The organism is Janthinobacterium sp. 1_2014MBL_MicDiv (assembly GCF_001865675.1).
Classification (GTDB): Bacteria; Pseudomonadota; Gammaproteobacteria; order Burkholderiales; family Burkholderiaceae_D; genus Janthinobacterium.
Genome location: NZ_CP011319.1, coordinates 5,299,449 through 5,317,034, shown reverse-complemented (window position 1 = coordinate 5,317,034; position 17,586 = coordinate 5,299,449). Strand labels below are relative to the sequence as shown.

The window sequence follows — 17,586 nt, the reverse complement described above, 5'->3', positions numbered from 1 at the left end:
TCCGGTGGAGGGAGGCGATTGCGCTAAAATCCACTGATATGCTGGCAACGTCTTCCCCTTTGAACACGCCGATTGCGCTTTAGTTTTCACTTAATAGTGTGGTTTGTTCTAAAATAACGCTTCTATGCTGGCCGGGAGTCCCCGGCGTCTCCCTACAAGCCCCTCGTGCCACGAAGAGATCTGAGTCTATGTCGAAGAAATTAACTGCCGCTGCCGCAGCGCCGGCCTCGTTTGAAGAGGCAATGGCGGAACTGGCGCAGCTGGTAACGCAAATGGAAGCGGGCCAGTTGCCGCTGGAAGCATCGGTCGCGGCGTATCAGCGCGGCTCGGAACTGGTCAAGTATTGCGCGGCCCAGCTCGACGGCGTCGAAGCGCAGGTGAAAGTGCTCGAAGGCGACATGCTGAAACCGTTCGTGGATGCCGGCGAGGCCGCCCAATGACGGCCAGCGTACAACAAGGCAACATCGGCGTCACCTTCGGCGACTGGATGCAAGCCACCCAGTCCGGCGTGGAGCGCCGGCTCGAGCAGTTCCTGCCGGCGGCCGACGTGGTGCCGCACAAGCTGCACGCGGCCATGCGCTATGCGCTGCTGGGCGGCGGCAAGCGCGTGCGCCCGCTGCTGGTGATGGCTGCAGGCGAACTGTTCGACGCCGATCAAGACACCCTCGCGCGCGCCGCGTGTGCGCTGGAAATGATTCACGTGTATTCGCTCGTGCATGACGACATGCCGTGCATGGATGACGACGCCTTGCGTCGTGGCAAGCCTACCGTGCACATCGCCTACGACGAGGCGACGGCCCTGCTGGTGGGCGACGCGCTGCAATCGCAAGCGTTCATGCTGCTGGCCGACGGCGCGGCCATTCCGCCGGCGCGGCAAATGGCCATGATCAAGCTGCTGGCGCACGCGTCAGGTTCGGCCGGCATGTGCGGCGGCCAGGCGATCGACCTCGACAGCGTTGGCCTGGCCTTGACCTTGCCGCAGCTGGAACAGATGCATCAGTTGAAGACGGGCGCCCTGCTGCGCGCGGCCGTGATCCTCGGCGCGCTGGCGGGCAAGGACCTGGCGGCGGACGAGATGACGGCGCTGAACGCCTATGCGCGCGCCGTCGGGCTGGCTTTCCAGGTGGTCGACGACGTGCTCGACGCGACGGCCGATTCGGCCACCCTGGGCAAGACGGCAGGCAAGGATGCGGCGGCCAACAAGCCCACCTACGTATCGATCCTGGGACTGGAACCTTCCAGGGCCCTGGCAGAACAATTGCGGTGCGACGCCCATGCGGCGCTGGCGCCATTCGGGGACAAGGCACGCCGTTTGCGCGAGCTGGCGGACCTGGTCGTGCAGCGGAAGGCATAAATGAAACTGTTAGAAACCATCAATGAACCGGCGCAAGTGCGCAAGCTGGCACGCTCGCAACTGGTGCCGCTGGCGCAGGAACTGCGCAGCTTCCTGCTCGATTCCGTCTCCAAGACGGGCGGCCATCTGTCGTCCAACCTGGGCACCGTCGAGCTGACCGTCGCCCTGCATTACGTGTTCAACACGCCGCACGACCGCATCGTGTGGGACGTGGGCCACCAGACCTATACGCACAAGATCCTCACGGGCCGCCGCGACCGCATGCACACCTTGCGCCAGAAGGACGGCATTTCCGGCTTCCCGAAACGCGACGAGAGCGAATACGACACCTTCGGCACGGCCCACTCGTCGACGTCGATCTCGGCCGCGCTGGGCATGGCGCAGGCGGCCAAGATCAAGGGCGACCCGCTGCACGCGATCGCCGTGATCGGCGACGGTTCGATGACGGCCGGCATGGCCTTCGAGGCGATGAACAATGCGGGCGTGCAGGAAGACGTCAACCTGCTGGTGATCCTGAACGACAACGACATGTCGATCTCGCCGCCCGTGGGCGCCCTGAACCGCCACCTGGCGCGACTGATGTCGGGCCAGTTCTATGCGGCGGCGAAAAATGTCGGCAAGTCCGTGTTGCCCGGCCCCGTGCTGGAACTGGCGAAGCGCTTCGAGGAGCATGCCAAGGGCATGGTCGTGCCCGCCACCATGTTCGAGGAATTCGGTTTCAACTATATCGGCCCCATCGACGGCCACGACCTCGATTCGCTGATCCCGACCTTGCAAAATATCAAGCAATTGAAGGGCCCGCAATTCCTGCACGTGGTGACCAAGAAGGGCCAGGGCTACAAGCTGGCCGAGGCGGAGCCGATCTTGTACCACGGCACGGGCAAGTTCAACCCGGCCGAAGGCATCAAGCCGGCCACGGCGCCGGCCAAGATGACGTACACGGAAGTGTTCGGCAACTGGCTGTGCGACATGGCCGCGCACGACAAGCGCCTGGTGGGCATCACGCCGGCCATGCGCGAAGGCTCGGGCATGGTCAAGTTCGAACAGCAATATCCGAACCGCTACTTCGATGTCGGCATCGCCGAGCAGCATTCCGTGACCTTTGGCGCGGGCCTGGCCTGCGAAGGCTTGAAGCCCGTCGTCGCCATCTATTCGACCTTCCTGCAGCGCGCCTACGATCAGCTGATCCACGACGTCGCCCTGCAAAACCTGGACGTGACGTTCGCGCTGGACCGCGCCGGCCTCGTGGGCGCCGACGGCGCCACGCATGCGGGCAACTATGACATGGCGTTTTTGCGCTGCATCCCGAACATGGTCATCATGGCCGCGTCCGACGAAAACGAATGCCGGCAAATGCTGACGACCGGTTACCACTATCCTGGCCCGGCAGCGATCCGCTATCCGCGCGGCGCCGGCGCCGGCGCGGCCATCGTGCCGGAACTGACCAGCATCGAGATCGGCAAGGGCGAGATCAAGCGCCCGGGCAAGCGCATCGCCATCCTCGCTTTCGGCTCGATGGTGGCGCCGAGCGTGGCGGCGGGCGAGAAGCTCGACGCGACGGTGGCCAACATGCGTTTCGTCAAGCCGCTCGACGTGGCGCTGGTGAAACAGCTTGCCGCCGAACACGATTACCTGGTGACGGTGGAAGAGGGCTGCATCATGGGCGGCGCCGGTTCGGCCGTGGCCGAGGCGCTGGCCGCCGAAGGCATCGTCAAGCCTATCCTCATGCTGGGCTTGCCCGATACCTTCATCGACCATGGCGATCCCGTGCAGCTGCTGAAAAGCGTGGGCCTGGACGCCGCCGGCATCGCCGCGTCGGTCGAGCAGCGTTTCCCCGCGGCCGGGCCGCGCCTGGCGATGGTCAGCTAAGACGCACAGGCAAGAGAGAAGCGGCACTGCGGTGCCGCTTTTTCTTCGCCTGCTGGAATTTTACGCTGCACTGCAACATTTTTCGTCCGGGAATGCTACGATGACGCTTTGATACCTTTCAAAGCCGATCTTGCATTTCAGGAAACTCCACCGCCGTACGCGCATGCTGGCAAGCCGCTGGCTGACGGGCTTGCACGCCTACACGGACAAGCTGGCGCAGCGCCGCCCCCTGTGGATGGTCACCCTGGCCATCGACGAAACCAATCTGTCCGAGGGCCTGCGGGCCGCGTGCGCCTCGAGCGCCATGTTGCTGCTGGGCTTGTTGTTCGACCATCCCGATTTTTCCTGGGCCGCCATCGGCGCCTTCTGGACCTGCCTGGCCGACGCGGCCGGCACGCGCCGCATGCGCTTCGTCTCGATGCTGGGCTTCGGCCTGCTGTCCACGGTGGCCGGCGGCCTGACGGCGCTGGCGGCCGGCCATGGCCTGGCGACGGCCGCCATCGCCGTGCTGCTGTTTTCCTGGGCCGGCGCGCTGGCGCGCATCTGGGGCGCGGCCACGGCGCAGGTGGCGATCCTGGCGGCCACGGCCTGTGTCGTGATGGTCACGCATCCGCTCGAATCGATGACGCAAAGCGCGCCTTTCCTCGGCCTCTACATGGTCGGCTGCCTGTTTGCCACCGTGCTCAGTTTTACGGTCTGGCGCATCCACCCGTTCGGCCCCAGCAGGCGCGCCATCCGCGCCGCATATTCGCGCCTGGCCAGCATCGCGCGCGACAATGCGCGCTTCCTCGAAGCTGACGCCGCGCAGGCGGACGTTGCCGCGCATGGCGCCAGCTACCGCTCGCAGGCGCGCGCCGCGCTGGAAGCGGCGCGCGTGGCGCTGGCCGCCGTGCCGCCATCGCGCGCCGGCCGCAGCGCCCTGTACGACAACCTGCTGCTGGCCCTCAGCGACGCCGAGCGCATCTTCGCCTACCTGATCGCCGTCACGCATACCTGCGAGCGCGAGCAGCAGCGGCTGCGCCAGGACCCGCGCGCGCGGCGCAGCCTGGAAGTGATGGCCGTGCTGCTGCGCCGCCTGGGGCAGGCCGTGCAGCGCCGGCCGGAAACGCCGCCGCTGGACTTGCAGCGCCGCCTGGCCGCCTGCGGACGGCGCCTGGAAGCGGCGCTGGGCGCCTTGCTGCCGCTGCGCCTGAACGTGGAATTCATGGAACTGGGCATGCCGCGCGCGAGGCAGCTGCCGTGGCGCGAAGCGGCTTTCCTGGCCTTGGGGCAGGCGTGGCAGACGCTGAAAGTCAACGCCACGCCGCAGTCGCTGAGCTGGCGCCACGCGGCGCGCGTGTCGCTGGCGACGACGGCCGGCTTCCTGCTGGTCGAAGCCTTGCACATCCCGTTCGGCTACTGGGCCACCATGGCGACCTTGCTGATACTGCAGCCGTCCGTGTCGACCACCTGGCCGCGCGGCATCGAGCGGGTGGCGGGCAGCGTGCTGGGCGCCGTGCTGGCCGTGCTGATCGGCCTGGCCGTGCACACGCCGCTGGCCATCTCGCTGGTGGTGTTTCCCCTGATCGTCGCCACCATGGCCTTGCGCCGCGTCAGCTACAGCCTGCACGTGCTGTTCATGACGCCCGCCTTCGTGCTGGTGGCCGACTATGCGGCGCCGGCCAGCGAGATGGTGTATGCCATGAGCCGCCTGGGCAACAATGTGCTTGGCTGCGTGCTGGCCCTGCTGGCCACGTTCTTCCTGTGGCCCGACCGCGAAGCGGACGACCTGGACCAGCGCCTGGCGAAAGCCGTGTCGGCCAATTTGAAATACCTGCTGGCCGTGCTGGCGGCGGGCGGGCGGTGGGATAGCGCGATCGCGCGCCTGCGCCGTGAGGCGGGACTGGCCAGCAACAACGCCGAGCAAGTGCTGCAGCGCCTGCGCATCGAGCGCCGCCTGGACCGCAGTAGCGGCGTGGGCCTGGCGGCCCTGCGCACCTTGCCGCTGCTGCGCCGCGTGGCGGGCAGCACGGCGCGCATCAGCCTGAGTCCCCAGGCCGAGCCGGCCATGCCCGAGTTGCAGCAGTGGATCACCGCCGTCAGCGCGGAGATCGATGCCTTGCTGCGCGGCGAGGCGGACGTTCCCGCACCCGCTCCCTGCGGCGGCCACGGCTTGACGGCCTTGCAGGCCGATGCCGTGGCGCAGGTGCAATTGCTGCGGGGATTATTGCGCGAACACCTGCATGCACAGCTGCAGTCCGGCGAGGTGGCACCAGCCGCATGACGGCGGCGAGGCCGTGGTGTAGATGCAACAAGATGGCAAGAAATTTTTACGCACGTCAAAAAAACGGCGAAGTCTTGATTTTCGAGCATTGCAACAGTAAATGCTAATCGTTATCATTTGCAATTGGCGGCATGAGAAGGCGACACTGGCAGCGCGGGTGAAGGACGGCATCATGAGACTGCCCCTTTCCCATCCGCAGTTGCAAGGTTTTCATGTCTTCCATTCTTACCCTGCGCCAGTCCGTACTGGCCATCGGCCTGGCCTTTGGCGCCAGCGCCGCCACTCCCTTCGCCGCCGCAGCCGACACCGACGAACCCGCACCGCAAGTGCTGCCCGAAGTGCGCCTGCAGGCCGAGCGGGAGTCCGTGGGCGAACAGCGCCTGGACAAGCGCCAGATCGAGGCCATGAATGGCATCGACGGCAATATCACCAGCTTGCTGCGCATCAATCCCAGCGTGCAGTTCGATAACAAGCAGCAAGCGTCCGCCACCCAGGGCGAGCTGGCGCCGGCCGATATCAGCATCAACGGCGCCAAGTTCTACGACAATCTGTACCAGATGGACGGCATGTCGCTCAACAACGATATCGGCCCGAACAGCAGCAATCCCGCCAGCAATGCCACGCCGCCGTCGGCCAGCCAGGGCTTTGCCGTCGACACCAGCCTGCTGTGCGACGTGACGGTGCTCGATTCGAACATCGGCGCCGAATATGGCCGCTTCAAGGGCGGCGTGGTGAAGGCCAATACCTGCGCGCCCACGCGCAAGCTGGCCGGGCAAGTGTCCGTGGAAAGCACGCGCTCGGCGTGGATGCAATACAAGCTCAGCGACAGCCAGCGGGAAAGCGCCGCCAATTCGGCCACGGCCGATCTGCAGCCGGCGTTCGAGAAATGGACCTACCGCGCCGCGCTGCAGGGCAAGGTGACGGAAAATTTCAGCCTGATCGGCAGCTTCATCCGCAAGACGTCGGAGATTCCCCTAAATGGCTACGGCAATGGCTTGCAGAGCGCAAGCGATGCCAACCGCAAGGTGCAAAAGCGTGGCAGCGACAACGCCTTCGTGCGCGGCTTCTGGACCATCACGCCCGGTGTGCTGGCCGATTTTTCCCTCATGCATGCGCCATCCGAGGGCGATTATTTCATCGCCAACACCAGGAACAGCAGCTATCACCTGAAGAGCGGCGGCAATGGCATCAACCTGGGCCTGACGCATCCCGTGGGGTGGCTGGGCAATGCCACGGCGGAACACCGCTTGAGCTGGAGCAAGATGGACAGTTCGCGCGACGCCGATGCCACCGTGTGGAAGGCGTGGCGCTACTCGAGCGACAAGAACTGGGGCGTCAAGACGGGCACGGGCGCGACGGGCTGGGCCAGCAATGAAGGCGGCTACGGCGACATCGACCAGGAACAGGAAAGCGCCCAGTACCAGGGCAAGCTGAAGTGGGAGCCGCTCGCCTTGCTGGGCATGTCGCATACTTTCCAGGCCGGCCTGGAACTGGGCACGCAGCGTTCGCGTTACCAGCGCAACACCACCTATGAGCAATACACGGCATCGGCCAACACCACCACTTGCAATATGCTGGGCGGCGGCGTCGATACGCAGTACTGCTCGCTGGCGACGCCATGGAATGCGGCGTCGAACGTGCGCGGCCAGTATCTGGCATCGCGCATCATTTTTTACGCGGGCGGCTATGAACTGAGCAACAAGACGCGCGGCGCCTTCCTGCAGGATGACGTCAAGGCGGGCGATGTGCGCGTGCGCCTGGGCATGCGCTACGATACGGACGACCTGTCGCCGAAGTCCACCGTCGCGCCGCGCCTGTCCGCGTTCTGGGATGTGGCGGGCAAGGGCACGACGCAGGTCGAACTGGGCGCCAACCGCTACTATGGCCGCAATTTCTTCAACTTCTATGCCCAGTCGAAACGCCTGGCACTGCAGACCTCGCCTCAAACGCGTACCTTGTCGGGCGGCTTGCTGAAGGACTGGGCCGCGCCCGTCATGGCCAGCAACTGGAGCTGGCTCAAGCTCGGCGACATGAAGGTGCCGTACACGGATGAAAAACTGCTGGGCATCAGCCAGCAATGGGGCGGCGTGAAATGGAGCGCCAAGCGCGTGCTGCGCGAAGGCCGCGACGAGATGGTGTATCACGTGGTGTCGGCCGCCAATTTCTATTGGGATAACGTGGGCCGCAGCGACAGCAAGGTGTGGACCCTGTCCGCCGAGACCATGCGCCCGCTGCGCTGGGGCGGCAGCGCCACGCAAGTGCAGTTCGGCTATGACCGCACGCGCACCACCAGCACGCATGCCACTTACGATGACTCGCTGAGCGACCTGACGAACGAACTGGATAAATTCATCTATTACCAGGGCAAGTTCGTGCGCTGGGCGGACCGCCCGGCCAACAATTACAACCGGCCCTGGACGGCGCGCCTGCTGCTGTCGACCGATATGCCTGCGTACCGCCTGAAGGTGGACCATTTCTTCCGCATGCGGGGGCCGGAAACGAATATGGTCGCCACGGGAGATGCGCTGCCATTCGACGGCGACGTGGCGAAGGTCTACCAGGACGTTTCGACCAGCAAGTCCTTCACCTGGGACATGCGCGTGCAGTACGCGCTGCCGAAGACGGGGCCGGGCGCAGGCTTCGTCAACCTGGGCATCGAGAACGTCAGCAACCGCAGCAATCCCCTGTTCGATGCCAACAACGGCGTGGTGTTCGAAAAAGGCCGCCAGTTCACGCTGGAACTCGGCTACCGCTTCTAATGACAACGACCATGACGGCAGGCGCATGAATATCGCATCCCACCTGAAAAAAACCACCTTCGCCGTGGCCGCCTTGCTGGCGGGCGGCGCGGGCCTGATGACGAGCATGGATGGCCGCGCCAGCGATGGCGTTCCCGCCAGTATTGCCTGCGCGGCGGACAAGGGCTGGGACATGGCCTGTCTGCGCCAGAGGTATGCGCAGCCTATCGCCCACTGGCCCCGGCCGCAGGTGGCCGACGGCGTCGCGCCGCAGGAAATGGCGCCCGTCTCGGCCCTGTCGCCGGCGCAGGTGGCGCCACAGGTGGCGGCGCTGGGACAGCGGCTGTTCAATGACCCCCGCCTGTCGCGCTCGAACGCGGTGGCCTGCATCAGCTGCCACAGTCCCGCCCACAGCTTTGCCGACAGCAAGCGCACCTCCGTCGGCCATGAAGGAAGGCTGGGTCAGCGCAACGCGCCGGGCTTGCTGGGCGTGGGGCAGCTCAAGCCGCTGTTCTGGGATGGCCGCGCGAATACCCTGGAAGAGCAGGCGCTGGGTCCCTTGCAGCATCCGGACGAGATGGCCATGGACGTACCGGCCCTGGCGGCCAAGCTGGCCGCGCTCGATGACTATCCGGCGCAGTTCGACGCCGCCTTCGGCCAGGGCGCCGGCGTGACCCTGCCGCGCATCCTGACGGCGCTGGCCGACTACCAGCGCACGGTGCTGCCGCCCGTCACGCGCTTCGACACTTTCCTGGAAGGCCAGCGCACGGCCCTGAACGACCGCGAGCTGCTGGGCTTGCATCTGTTCCGCACCAAGGCGCGCTGCATGACGTGCCACAGCGGCGCCTTGCTGACAGACCAGCAATTCCATAACCTGGGCTTGACGTACTACGGGCGCAAGAAATATGAAGACCTGGGGCGCTACCTGGTGACGGGCAAGGACGAGGACGTGGGCAAGTTCCGCACGCCGGGCCTGCGTGGCGTGGCGCAATCGGGGCCGTGGATGCACAACGGCCTGTTCCCGCAAATGGTGGGTTTGCTGAACATGTACAACGCGGGCATGTCGCGCCCCGTGCCGCAAAATGCGCAGCAGGCGGCCGATCCGAAGTTTCCCGTCACGTCGCCCCTGCTGCAGCGCTTGCAGCTGACGTCCGAGGAAATCATCGCGCTGAAGAGCTTTCTGGAAGCCCTGTAGCCGCCCGGCCGGCTGCGCCCGCAGCCGGCCGTTTTCCTGCATGCGGCGCCAATATTGTATAGACGTTTGGCGCCTCCCAATCTCTCCAAATTCCACATTCCACGGGCTTTCCCAATATATTTTCCAAAATAAAAATATATAAGAAGGAAATGTTGACTCTAAAATAATCGCGCTCTATATTCGATTTTGTAGCAAGAAAATAAGGAAAATCGTCATTGATTTTTACCACTGGTGTAGTGCCATTGCCTGCTGCAATGGCTGACATGGAGAGTAGTAAATGAAAAAGATTGCGGCATTTATTTTTACCCTGGGTTTGAGTGCTTCGTATGCTCTCGCTTCGGAGATCAGCTGCTCCAGCTGCGAGGAGGAATTGCGCGAGTGCACGATGATGAATGGCGACCGATCCCCATTTTGCAGCGGCAGTTACAAGGCGTGCCTGAAAGTCTGCGAAGCAGGCAGCTGATTTCAGACTTGATTTATCGCAAGGTGGCAAGCCAACGGCGCTCCGCGCTGGCTTGCCTTTGATACGCCCCTCTCTCGCCATCCCCCACTATGCAGAAAAAAATCAAAACCGTCGCCCTGTATGCGTTGATCCTGGCAGCCGGCCTGGGCAGTGGCTATGGCCTGTCCTTATTGCCTGGCCTGCTCAAGTCGAATTACACGGAAGGCAATTACGCCGCGTATTTCCCGAATGCCCAGGCGAAGGTGGTGTTATATGGCACGGACTGGTGCGGTTATTGCGCCAAGACGCGCGCGTATTTCAAGGAAAACAAGATCGATTTCGTCGATCTCGATATCGAGAAATCGCCGGCAGCGAAAAAAGCCCATGAAGAACTCGGCGGCGGCGGCGTGCCCGTGGTGTTGATCGGCAACCGCAAGATCCAGGGTTTCAATACGGATGCCTTGCAAGCGGCGCTGAAGAAAATCTGACGTTCCCACTTGTTAACTTGAAAGGCTCACCATGCTCAAAAAGATTGCCGCTTTCCTGTTTGCCGCCAGCGCCGCGTTGTCCTTCAGCGTGCAGGCAGGTGGCCCTGACTGCACCTTTGTCTGCGAACGCAACCTGCTCGATTGCGTGGAATTCGGCCAGCCGGCCTGCATGGAAAATTATCAGGCTTGCCAGAAGGAATGCCTGCGTCCGCCGCGTGGTTGACGCGCGCATGCAATGCCAGCGTATGGATGGCGCGTAAGCGACGGCGCGCCATGGATGTCATTCATCGTCTGTCAATTCAACAGGAGTGCTTATGTTTAAAAAGCTGGGTTTCTTTTTGTTTGCCATGGGCGTCAGCGCCTCGTATGCAATCGCCGGCAGCGGCGAGCCGGCATGCTATTCGCAGTGTAACGACGACCTGGAGCAGTGCATGACCGAGCATCCGGGCTCACCAGGTGCCTGCAGCAAGATTCATCGGATCTGTTATGAAAGCTGCGCGCCAGATTAATTAAAGATTGCCGGCCCTGCCAGTACGCCGGCAGGGCCGGCATTGGCGGCGTTAACCCCGCGTGCGGTCGTGCCGCCACAGCACGTCGCTGCCGCCGGCAAAGCGGTTCAGCACGCGCGACAGCACGAACAGCAGGTCCGACAGGCGGTTCACGTACTGGCGCGGATGCTCGTGCAGGGTTTCCACGTTGGCCAGCGCGACGATGCTGCGCTCGGCGCGGCGGCACACGGTGCGGCACACATGCGCGAGCGAGGCGGCGCGCGAGCCGGCCGGCAGGATGAATTCCGAGAGGGCGGGCAAGTCCGCATTGTATTTTGCCAGGAGCGTATCGAGGCGCAGCACGTGCTCTTCCTTGATCAGCTGGTAGCCGGGGATGCAGATTTCGCCGCCCAGGTCGAACAGGTCGTGCTGGATGGCGACCAGCTCGTCGCGCAAGGCGTCGGGCATGGCTTCGCACAGCAGCAAGCCCAGATTGGAATTGAGTTCGTCGACGTCGCCCATGGCGTGGATGCGGACATTGTCCTTGCTGGTGCGGCTGCCGTCGCCCAGGCCGGTGCTGCCATTGTCGCCCGTGCGCGTGGCGATTTTCGAGAGTCGGTTGCCCATGATGCTGATCCTGTCAAAGTAGAATGGGGGCAGCATACGACACTGCGCCACACCTTGCCCCCGATTTGCCCGCCATGGCGACAAAAAATGCGGTGCGCGCCGCTTTTGTGCTTACAATCGTTGCACGCCCATGCACTTTTGCTCACTTAAGTTGCCCCACTTATGCTCAATGCCGCCCCCGAATCCGGATTGAACGCCGCGCGCCAGCAAGCCGTCGTCGCCGCCCTGCTGGCCGTGCTGCCGGCCCGCTGCGTGCTGTCCGACGCCGAAGACACGCGCCCGTATGAATGCGACGGCCTGGCCGCCTACCGCCAGCTGCCGATGGTGGTCACCCTGCCCGACACGGAAGAGCAGGTCGTCGCCATCCTGCGCGTCTGCCGCGAATTGCAGGTGCCGATCGTGCCGCGCGGCGCCGGCACGGGCCTGTCGGGCGGCGCCTTGCCCATCGCCGATGGCGTGGTGCTGTCGACGGCGCGCCTGAACCGCATTGTGCGCCTCGATGCGTATGCGCGCACGGCCGTGGTGCAGCCGGGCGTGCGCAACCTGGCCATTTCCGAGGCGGCCGCGCCATACGCGCTGTACTACGCGCCCGATCCGTCCTCGCAGATCGCCTGCAGCATCGGCGGCAACGTGGCGGAAAACTCGGGCGGCGTGCATTGCCTCAAATACGGCTTGACCGTGCACAATGTGCTGCGCGTGCGCGTCGTTACCATCGCTGGCGACGTGCTGGAACTGGGCGGCGAATGCCTCGACTCGCCGGGTCTCGACCTGCTGGCCGTCTTCATCGGCTCCGAAGGCATGCTGGGCATCGTCACGGAAGTGACGGTGAAACTGATACCGAAACCGGCCACGGCCAGGGTCATCATGGCTTCGTTCGGCGACGTCGTCACGGGCGGCAACGCGGTGGCCAACGTGATCGCCGCCGGCATCATCCCGGCCGGCCTGGAAATGATGGACCAGACTTCTTCGCGCATGGTCGAACCGTTCGTCAAGGCCGGCTACGACATCGACGCGGCGGCCATCCTGCTGTGCGAGGCGGACGGCACGCACGAAGAGGTGGAAGAGGAAATCGCGCGCATGACGGCCGTGCTGGAAGGGGCGGGCGCCAGCGCGATCGCCGTCTCGCAGTCGGAAGCCGAGCGCATGAAGTTCTGGTCCGGCCGCAAGAACGCGTTTCCCGCCGCGGGGCGTATCTCGCCCGATTATTACTGCATGGACGGCACCATCCCGAGAAAAAAACTGGCGGAGGTCCTGACGGGCATCGCGCAGATGGAAAAGACGCACGGCCTGCGCTGCGCGAACGTGTTCCATGCGGGCGATGGCAACCTGCATCCCCTGATCCTGTTCGACGCCAACGTGCCGGCCGAATTCGAGCGCGCCGAGGCGTTTGGCGCCGACATCCTGGCCCTGTGCGTGGCCGTGGGCGGCACCATCACGGGCGAGCACGGCGTGGGCATGGAAAAGATCAATTCCATGTGCGTGCAGTTTACGCGCGCCGAACTCGATGCCTTCTTTGCCGTCAAGCGCGCCTTCGACCCCCATACCTTGCTGAACCCGGACAAGGCGATTCCCACCTTGAACCGCTGCGCGGAATTCGGCAAGATGCACGTGACGGCGGGGCGCCTGCCGTTCGCCAACCTGCCCCGTTTTTAACCTGCCGGAGACCTCCTTGCAAGCGATAGTGGAACAATTCAGGCAGACCATCCTGGCGGCCAGCGCGGCGCGCAGCCCCCTGCGCCTGCGCGGCGGCGGCACCAAGGACTGGTATGGCCAGCGGCTCGAAGGCGAGGTACTCGATACGCGCGCGTATGCGGGCATCATCGACTATGAACCGACGGAACTGGTGATCACGGCCCGCTGCGGCACGCCGCTGGCCGAGATCGAGGCGGCGCTGGCCGCGCGCAACCAGATGCTGGCTTTCGAGCCGCCGCATTTCGGCCCCGGCGCCACCGTGGGCGGCGTTGTCGCTTGCGCCTTGTCCGGTCCGCGCCGCGCCAGCGCGGGCGCGCTGCGCGACTTCGTGCTGGGCGCCGTGCTGCTGGACGGCCATGGCGAGCGGCTGGCCTTTGGCGGGCAGGTGATGAAGAACGTGGCCGGCTACGACGTCTCGCGCCTGCTGGCGGGGTCCCTGGGCAGGCTGGGCCTGATCCTGGAAGTGTCGCTGAAGGTGCTGCCGCTGCCGCTGCGCGAAACCACTTTCCGCATCGCGTGCGCGGAAATCGCCGCCCTGCGCCTGCTCAATGAGTGGGCCGGCAAGCCGCTGCCGATTTCGGCCAGCTGCTGGCATGACGGCGTGCTGACGGTGCGCCTGTCCGGCGCCGAGGCGGCCGTCTCGGCGGCGCTGCAGTCGCTGGGCGGCGAGGTGCTGGCGCCGCAGGACGCGGCCGCCTTCTGGAGCGCGCTGCGCGAGCAGACGCATGACTTCTTTGCGGGCGCGGGCAGCCTGTGGCGCCTGTCGCTGCCGCCGCACGCCAGCGCCGTGATCCTGAAAGGGCGCCAGCTGATCGAGTGGGGCGGGGCGCAGCGCTGGCTGAAACTTGACACCGACGCCGATGACGCCGGCGCGCAGCGCATCCGCCAGGCGGTGGCGGCCGCCGGCGGCCACGCCGCCTTGTTCCGTGGCGGCGACAAGGCCGTGGGCGTGTTCCAGCCGCTGGCGCCGGCCATCGATGCCATCCACCAGCGCCTGCGGCAGGCTTTCGATCCGGCCGGCATCTTCAACCCGCACAGAATGTATTGAGCGCGCATGCAAACCAATCTCGCCGATTTCATCAAGAATACGCCGGCAGGCGACGAAGCCGAAGCCATCCTGCGCGCCTGCGTGCACTGCGGCTTTTGCACGGCCACCTGCCCCACCTACCAGTTGCTGGGCGATGAACTCGATGGCCCGCGCGGACGCATCTACCTGATCAAGCAGGTGCTCGAAGGCGCGCCCGTCACGGTCAAGACGCAGACGCACCTGGACCGCTGCCTGACCTGCCGCAACTGCGAATCGACCTGTCCGTCCGGGGTGCAGTACGGGCGCCTGGTCGACATCGGCCGCCACGTCGTCGAGCAGCGCGTGCAGCGCCCCTTGCGCGAGCGCGCGCTGCGCTTCGCCCTGAAGGAAGCCCTGCCGCGCCGCTGGCTGTTTACGCCCGTGTACAAGGCGGGCCAGGCGCTGCGGCCGCTGCTGTCGCAAGGCTTGCAGGACAAGCTGCGCCCGGGCGTGAAAGCCGGGGCATGGCCGGTGCGCCAGCATGCGCGCACCATGCTGCTGCTCGACGGCTGCGTGCAGCCGGCCATGTCGCCGAACATCAACGCGGCCACGGCGCGCGTGCTCGACGCGCTGGGCGTGCAGCTGATAGTCGCGCCGAAGGCCGGATGCTGCGGCGCGCTGCGCCATCATTTGAACGACCAGGAGGCGGCGCTGGACGACATGCGCCGCAATATCGACGCCTGGTGGCCCTACGTGGAGAGCGCGGAAGCCATCGTCATGACGGCGTCGGGCTGCGGCGCCACCGTCAAGGAGTACGGCCACCTGCTGGCGCATGACGCCAGCTATGCGGAGAAGGCGCGGCGCATCGCCGCCCTGACGCGCGATTTGTCCGAGATCATGCCGGCGTTTGAAGACGAGCTGGTGGCGCTGTTGAAAGACCGTATCGCACAGAGGGTGGCGTATCACCCGCCGTGCACCCTGCAGCACGGCCAGCAGATCCGTGGCAAGGTGGAGCAGGTGTTGCGCGCCGTCGGCGTCGACGTGCGCCTGTGCGCCGACAGCCACCTGTGCTGCGGTTCGGCCGGCACGTATTCGATCCTGCAGCCGGCCCTGTCGCAGCAGCTGCGCGACAACAAGCTGGCGAACCTGGCGGCGTGCGAGCCGGAGATGATCGTCTCGGCGAATATCGGCTGCCTCACGCATCTGCAGTCGGGCACGGAAACGCCCGTGCGGCACTGGATCGAGCTGATCGATGCAGCATTGACAGCCGTCAGATAGGTGCCTCGCTGAACTGCGCAATCCTCCACTGCGGCGCCGGCACAAAATGGCTCGCCCATTCCAGCACGGCGTCGGCCGGCATGGGGCGGGCGATGCCGTAGCCTTGCGCCAGGTCGCAGCCCAGCTGGATCAGGCGCGCGCCGTGTTCGATGCTTTCCACGCCCTCGGCGATCACCGTCAGGCTGAATGAGCGGGCCAGGCCGATGACGGCGCGCACCAGATGCAGGTCGTCGCGGTCGTTGAGCATGTTGCGCACGAAGCTCTGGTCGATCTTGACGATATTCGCCGGCAGGCGTTTCAGGTACGACATCGAGGAATAGCCGGTGCCGAAATCGTCGAGGGCGAAGGTGATGCCCAGCGCCTGGCAGGCGCGGATGATGCGGCGCACGTGCTCGATGTCGTGCAGGGCCGATGATTCGAGGATTTCCAGTTCCAGCATGCTGGCGCGCACGCCGGGAAACTCGCCGAGGATGGTTTTCAGGCGCGAGACGAAATCGGGCTGCTGGAAGTGGCGCGCCGCGATGTTCACGCTGACCACCCAGTGCTTGCCGGCCGCGCTCCAGCGCTGCATCTGCCACAGGGCCTGGCGCAGCACCCATTCGCCGATGTCGATGATCAGGTCCGTCTGCTCCACCAGCGGCAGGAATTGCGCCGGCGCCAGCACGCCGCGGCGCGGATGCTGCCAGCGCAGCAGCGCCTCCATGCCCACCACCGTGCCGGCGCGCATGTTCACCTTGGGCTGGTAGTACAGCCGCAGTTCGCCGTTGATCAGGGCCTGGCGCACTTCCGTGCGCTGGTTGTGGTGCGTGCGCACCTCTTCATCGAGATTGGTGTCGAAGAAGTGGTACTGGTTGCGTCCCGTCAGCTTGGCCTGGTAGACGGCGTGGTCGGCGTGGCGCAGCAGGCTTTCCGTGTTCAGGTCCTTGCCCGCGTAGACGGCGATGCCGACGCTGGCCGTCATGTGCAGCGCCTGCTGGTCGCACAGGTAGGGGCGGCTCAGCTCTCCCATCAGCTGCGTGATGTTCTGCTCGATGCTGGCGATGCTGGCCTGGCCGCACAGCAGCAGGACGAATTCATCGCCGCCCAGGCGCGCCGCGTAGTGCACCTGGCCCGTGTAGCCGTGCAGGCGGGCCGCCACCTGCTTGAGGATTTCATCGCCGGCCTCGGCGCCGTAGCGGTCGTTGATGGCCTGGAAGTGGTCGAGATCGAACAGGCACACGGCCAGCAGGCGCTGGCGTTCGCGCGCGAGGAACAGCTCCTGCTCGAAGCGGGCGGCCAGCGCGGCACGGTTGGGCAATCCCGTCAGCACGTCATTGTAATTTTGCCATGACAGCTTTTGCAGCGCCTGCTGCATGTGCACGGTTTCATTCAATTGTTCGCCCAGCTGGCGCTGGCTCGTCTTCAGCGAGGAAAACAGTTCCTCGACATCGCCGGCCATGCTGTTGAACGAGCCCGACACGGCTTGCGCCTCGGGCGTGGCGCCGGCCGCCATGCGCACGGCGAAGTCGCCGCCGCGAAAGCGGTCGGTCGCCTGCACCAGCCGCGCCAGCAGCCTGCGGTGCGAGGCCAGGATCAGGGCCAGCAACACATAGATGAGGACGATATTGATGGTGCTGAGCACGGCCTGGTGGCGCACGCTGTGCCACACTTGCATCAGGGGCAGGCTGGGCGTGTAATGCAGGTCGACGATGCCATCGCCGCCGCCGGGCAGCGCCACCGTCAGGCGGCTGCTGATGGCCGTGATGCCGGCCAGGCGCGCAAACCAGGGCGGCACGCCGGCCGCCAGTTCATCGGCCAGCTGCCTGTCGGCTTGCACTTCGATATGCGTGGAGGCGCTGTCCCAGCGCACGGAGGCGAGGTTGCGGTTCAGCGGCAGGGCGCCGCGCAGCGCCTGCTGCACGCTGTCGCGCAGCGACTCCATATTCGCCTGCACGGCCAGCGGCAGCACGGTATTGGCCAGGTAGAGATCGAGTTGCCGCGCATCGCTCTGGTAGCGCGAATTGGCCAGCGCCGTTTCCGTGTCGAGCAGGGCGTGGTAGCGGACGGCGGAAACGGCAAGTATCAGGAAGAAAATAGGGATGAAGAGGCGGGAATAACAGCCCATCCGCATCCATGAAGATAATATTTTCCCAAAGACTGGCATCGT

General features: G+C 65.1%; 15 protein-coding genes. 12 read left to right on the top strand and 3 right to left on the bottom strand.

The window, feature by feature from the left end; translation table 11 throughout:
* Positions 1-188 precede the first annotated feature (188 nt).
* The 6 genes from YQ44_RS22970 to YQ44_RS22945 all read left to right on the top strand — a co-directional run bounded on the left by YQ44_RS22970 (position 189) and on the right by YQ44_RS22945 (position 9,419).
* Positions 189-440 (top strand): exodeoxyribonuclease VII small subunit, encoded by a 252-nt coding sequence (locus YQ44_RS22970; protein WP_071325366.1) that lies wholly within the window; start codon positions 189-191, stop codon positions 438-440.
* Positions 437-1,354: a polyprenyl synthetase family protein gene (locus YQ44_RS22965; protein ID WP_071325365.1), complete on the top strand. Its 918-nt coding sequence runs from the start codon at positions 437-439 to the stop codon at positions 1,352-1,354. The genes YQ44_RS22970 and YQ44_RS22965 overlap by 4 nt, the downstream gene beginning before the upstream one ends.
* The gene (gene dxs, locus YQ44_RS22960) at positions 1,355-3,223 is read left to right on the top strand and encodes a 1-deoxy-D-xylulose-5-phosphate synthase (protein WP_071325364.1); all 1,869 of its coding nucleotides are present in this window, start codon (positions 1,355-1,357) and stop codon (positions 3,221-3,223) included.
* A gap of 163 nt (positions 3,224-3,386) precedes the next feature.
* Entirely contained in the window at positions 3,387-5,486 is a 2,100-nt protein-coding gene (locus YQ44_RS22955) for an FUSC family protein (protein WP_071325363.1), read from the top strand.
* Between the two features lie 212 nt (positions 5,487-5,698).
* Complete coding sequence (locus tag YQ44_RS22950) at positions 5,699-8,245, top strand: TonB-dependent receptor plug domain-containing protein (RefSeq protein WP_071325362.1); 2,547 nt, start codon at positions 5,699-5,701, stop codon at positions 8,243-8,245.
* A 25-nt stretch (positions 8,246-8,270) separates the two neighbouring features.
* The gene (locus YQ44_RS22945; protein WP_232250974.1) at positions 8,271-9,419 is read left to right on the top strand and encodes a cytochrome-c peroxidase; all 1,149 of its coding nucleotides are present in this window, start codon (positions 8,271-8,273) and stop codon (positions 9,417-9,419) included.
* On the opposite strand, the gene YQ44_RS29165 is transcribed toward YQ44_RS22945, so the two are convergent.
* Positions 9,385-9,963: a hypothetical protein gene (locus tag YQ44_RS29165; RefSeq protein ID WP_156894958.1), complete on the bottom strand. Its 579-nt coding sequence runs from the start codon at positions 9,961-9,963 to the stop codon at positions 9,385-9,387. The two genes, YQ44_RS22945 and YQ44_RS29165, sit on opposite strands and share 35 nt — an antisense overlap.
* An 8-nt stretch (positions 9,964-9,971) precedes the next feature.
* On the opposite strand from YQ44_RS29165, the gene YQ44_RS22940 reads away from it, so the two are divergent.
* The 3 genes from YQ44_RS22940 (at position 9,972) to YQ44_RS22930 (ending at position 10,858) form a co-directional block, all read left to right on the top strand.
* Positions 9,972-10,349, top strand: a complete 378-nt coding sequence (locus YQ44_RS22940; protein ID WP_071325361.1) for a glutaredoxin family protein — start codon at positions 9,972-9,974, stop codon at positions 10,347-10,349.
* A 31-nt stretch (positions 10,350-10,380) separates the two neighbouring features.
* A complete protein-coding gene (locus tag YQ44_RS22935) occupies positions 10,381-10,572 on the top strand; it encodes a hypothetical protein (RefSeq protein WP_071325360.1) in 192 nt (63 codons plus the stop codon).
* A gap of 91 nt (positions 10,573-10,663) precedes the next feature.
* Positions 10,664-10,858: a hypothetical protein gene (locus tag YQ44_RS22930; RefSeq protein WP_071325359.1), complete on the top strand. Its 195-nt coding sequence runs from the start codon at positions 10,664-10,666 to the stop codon at positions 10,856-10,858.
* Between the two features lie 51 nt (positions 10,859-10,909).
* Here the strand turns inward: YQ44_RS22930 and YQ44_RS22925 are convergent, their stop codons facing one another.
* The gene (locus YQ44_RS22925; RefSeq protein ID WP_071326703.1) at positions 10,910-11,464 is read right to left on the bottom strand and encodes a cob(I)yrinic acid a,c-diamide adenosyltransferase; all 555 of its coding nucleotides are present in this window, start codon (positions 11,462-11,464) and stop codon (positions 10,910-10,912) included.
* 162 nt (positions 11,465-11,626) lie between these two features.
* Here YQ44_RS22925 and YQ44_RS22920 point away from each other — a divergent pair, with 162 nt between their 5' ends.
* Genes YQ44_RS22920 through glcF form a run of 3 tightly spaced genes read left to right on the top strand, consistent with a single transcriptional unit; the run spans position 11,627 to position 15,440 of the window.
* Positions 11,627-13,117: an FAD-linked oxidase C-terminal domain-containing protein gene (locus tag YQ44_RS22920; protein ID WP_071325358.1), complete on the top strand. Its 1,491-nt coding sequence runs from the start codon at positions 11,627-11,629 to the stop codon at positions 13,115-13,117.
* A gap of 16 nt (positions 13,118-13,133) precedes the next feature.
* Positions 13,134-14,204, top strand: coding sequence for a glycolate oxidase subunit GlcE (glcE, locus tag YQ44_RS22915; RefSeq protein WP_071325357.1), 1,071 nt, complete (start codon positions 13,134-13,136; stop codon positions 14,202-14,204).
* Positions 14,205-14,210: 6 nt separating this feature from the next.
* Positions 14,211-15,440 (top strand): glycolate oxidase subunit GlcF, encoded by a 1,230-nt coding sequence (glcF, locus tag YQ44_RS22910; RefSeq protein ID WP_071325356.1) that lies wholly within the window; start codon positions 14,211-14,213, stop codon positions 15,438-15,440.
* On the opposite strand, the gene YQ44_RS22905 is transcribed toward glcF, so the two are convergent.
* On the bottom strand, positions 15,433-17,544 hold the full coding sequence (locus tag YQ44_RS22905) for a putative bifunctional diguanylate cyclase/phosphodiesterase (RefSeq protein WP_071325355.1): 2,112 nt from the start codon (positions 17,542-17,544) through the stop codon (positions 15,433-15,435). The genes glcF and YQ44_RS22905 overlap by 8 nt on opposite strands.
* Positions 17,545-17,586 lie beyond the last annotated feature (42 nt).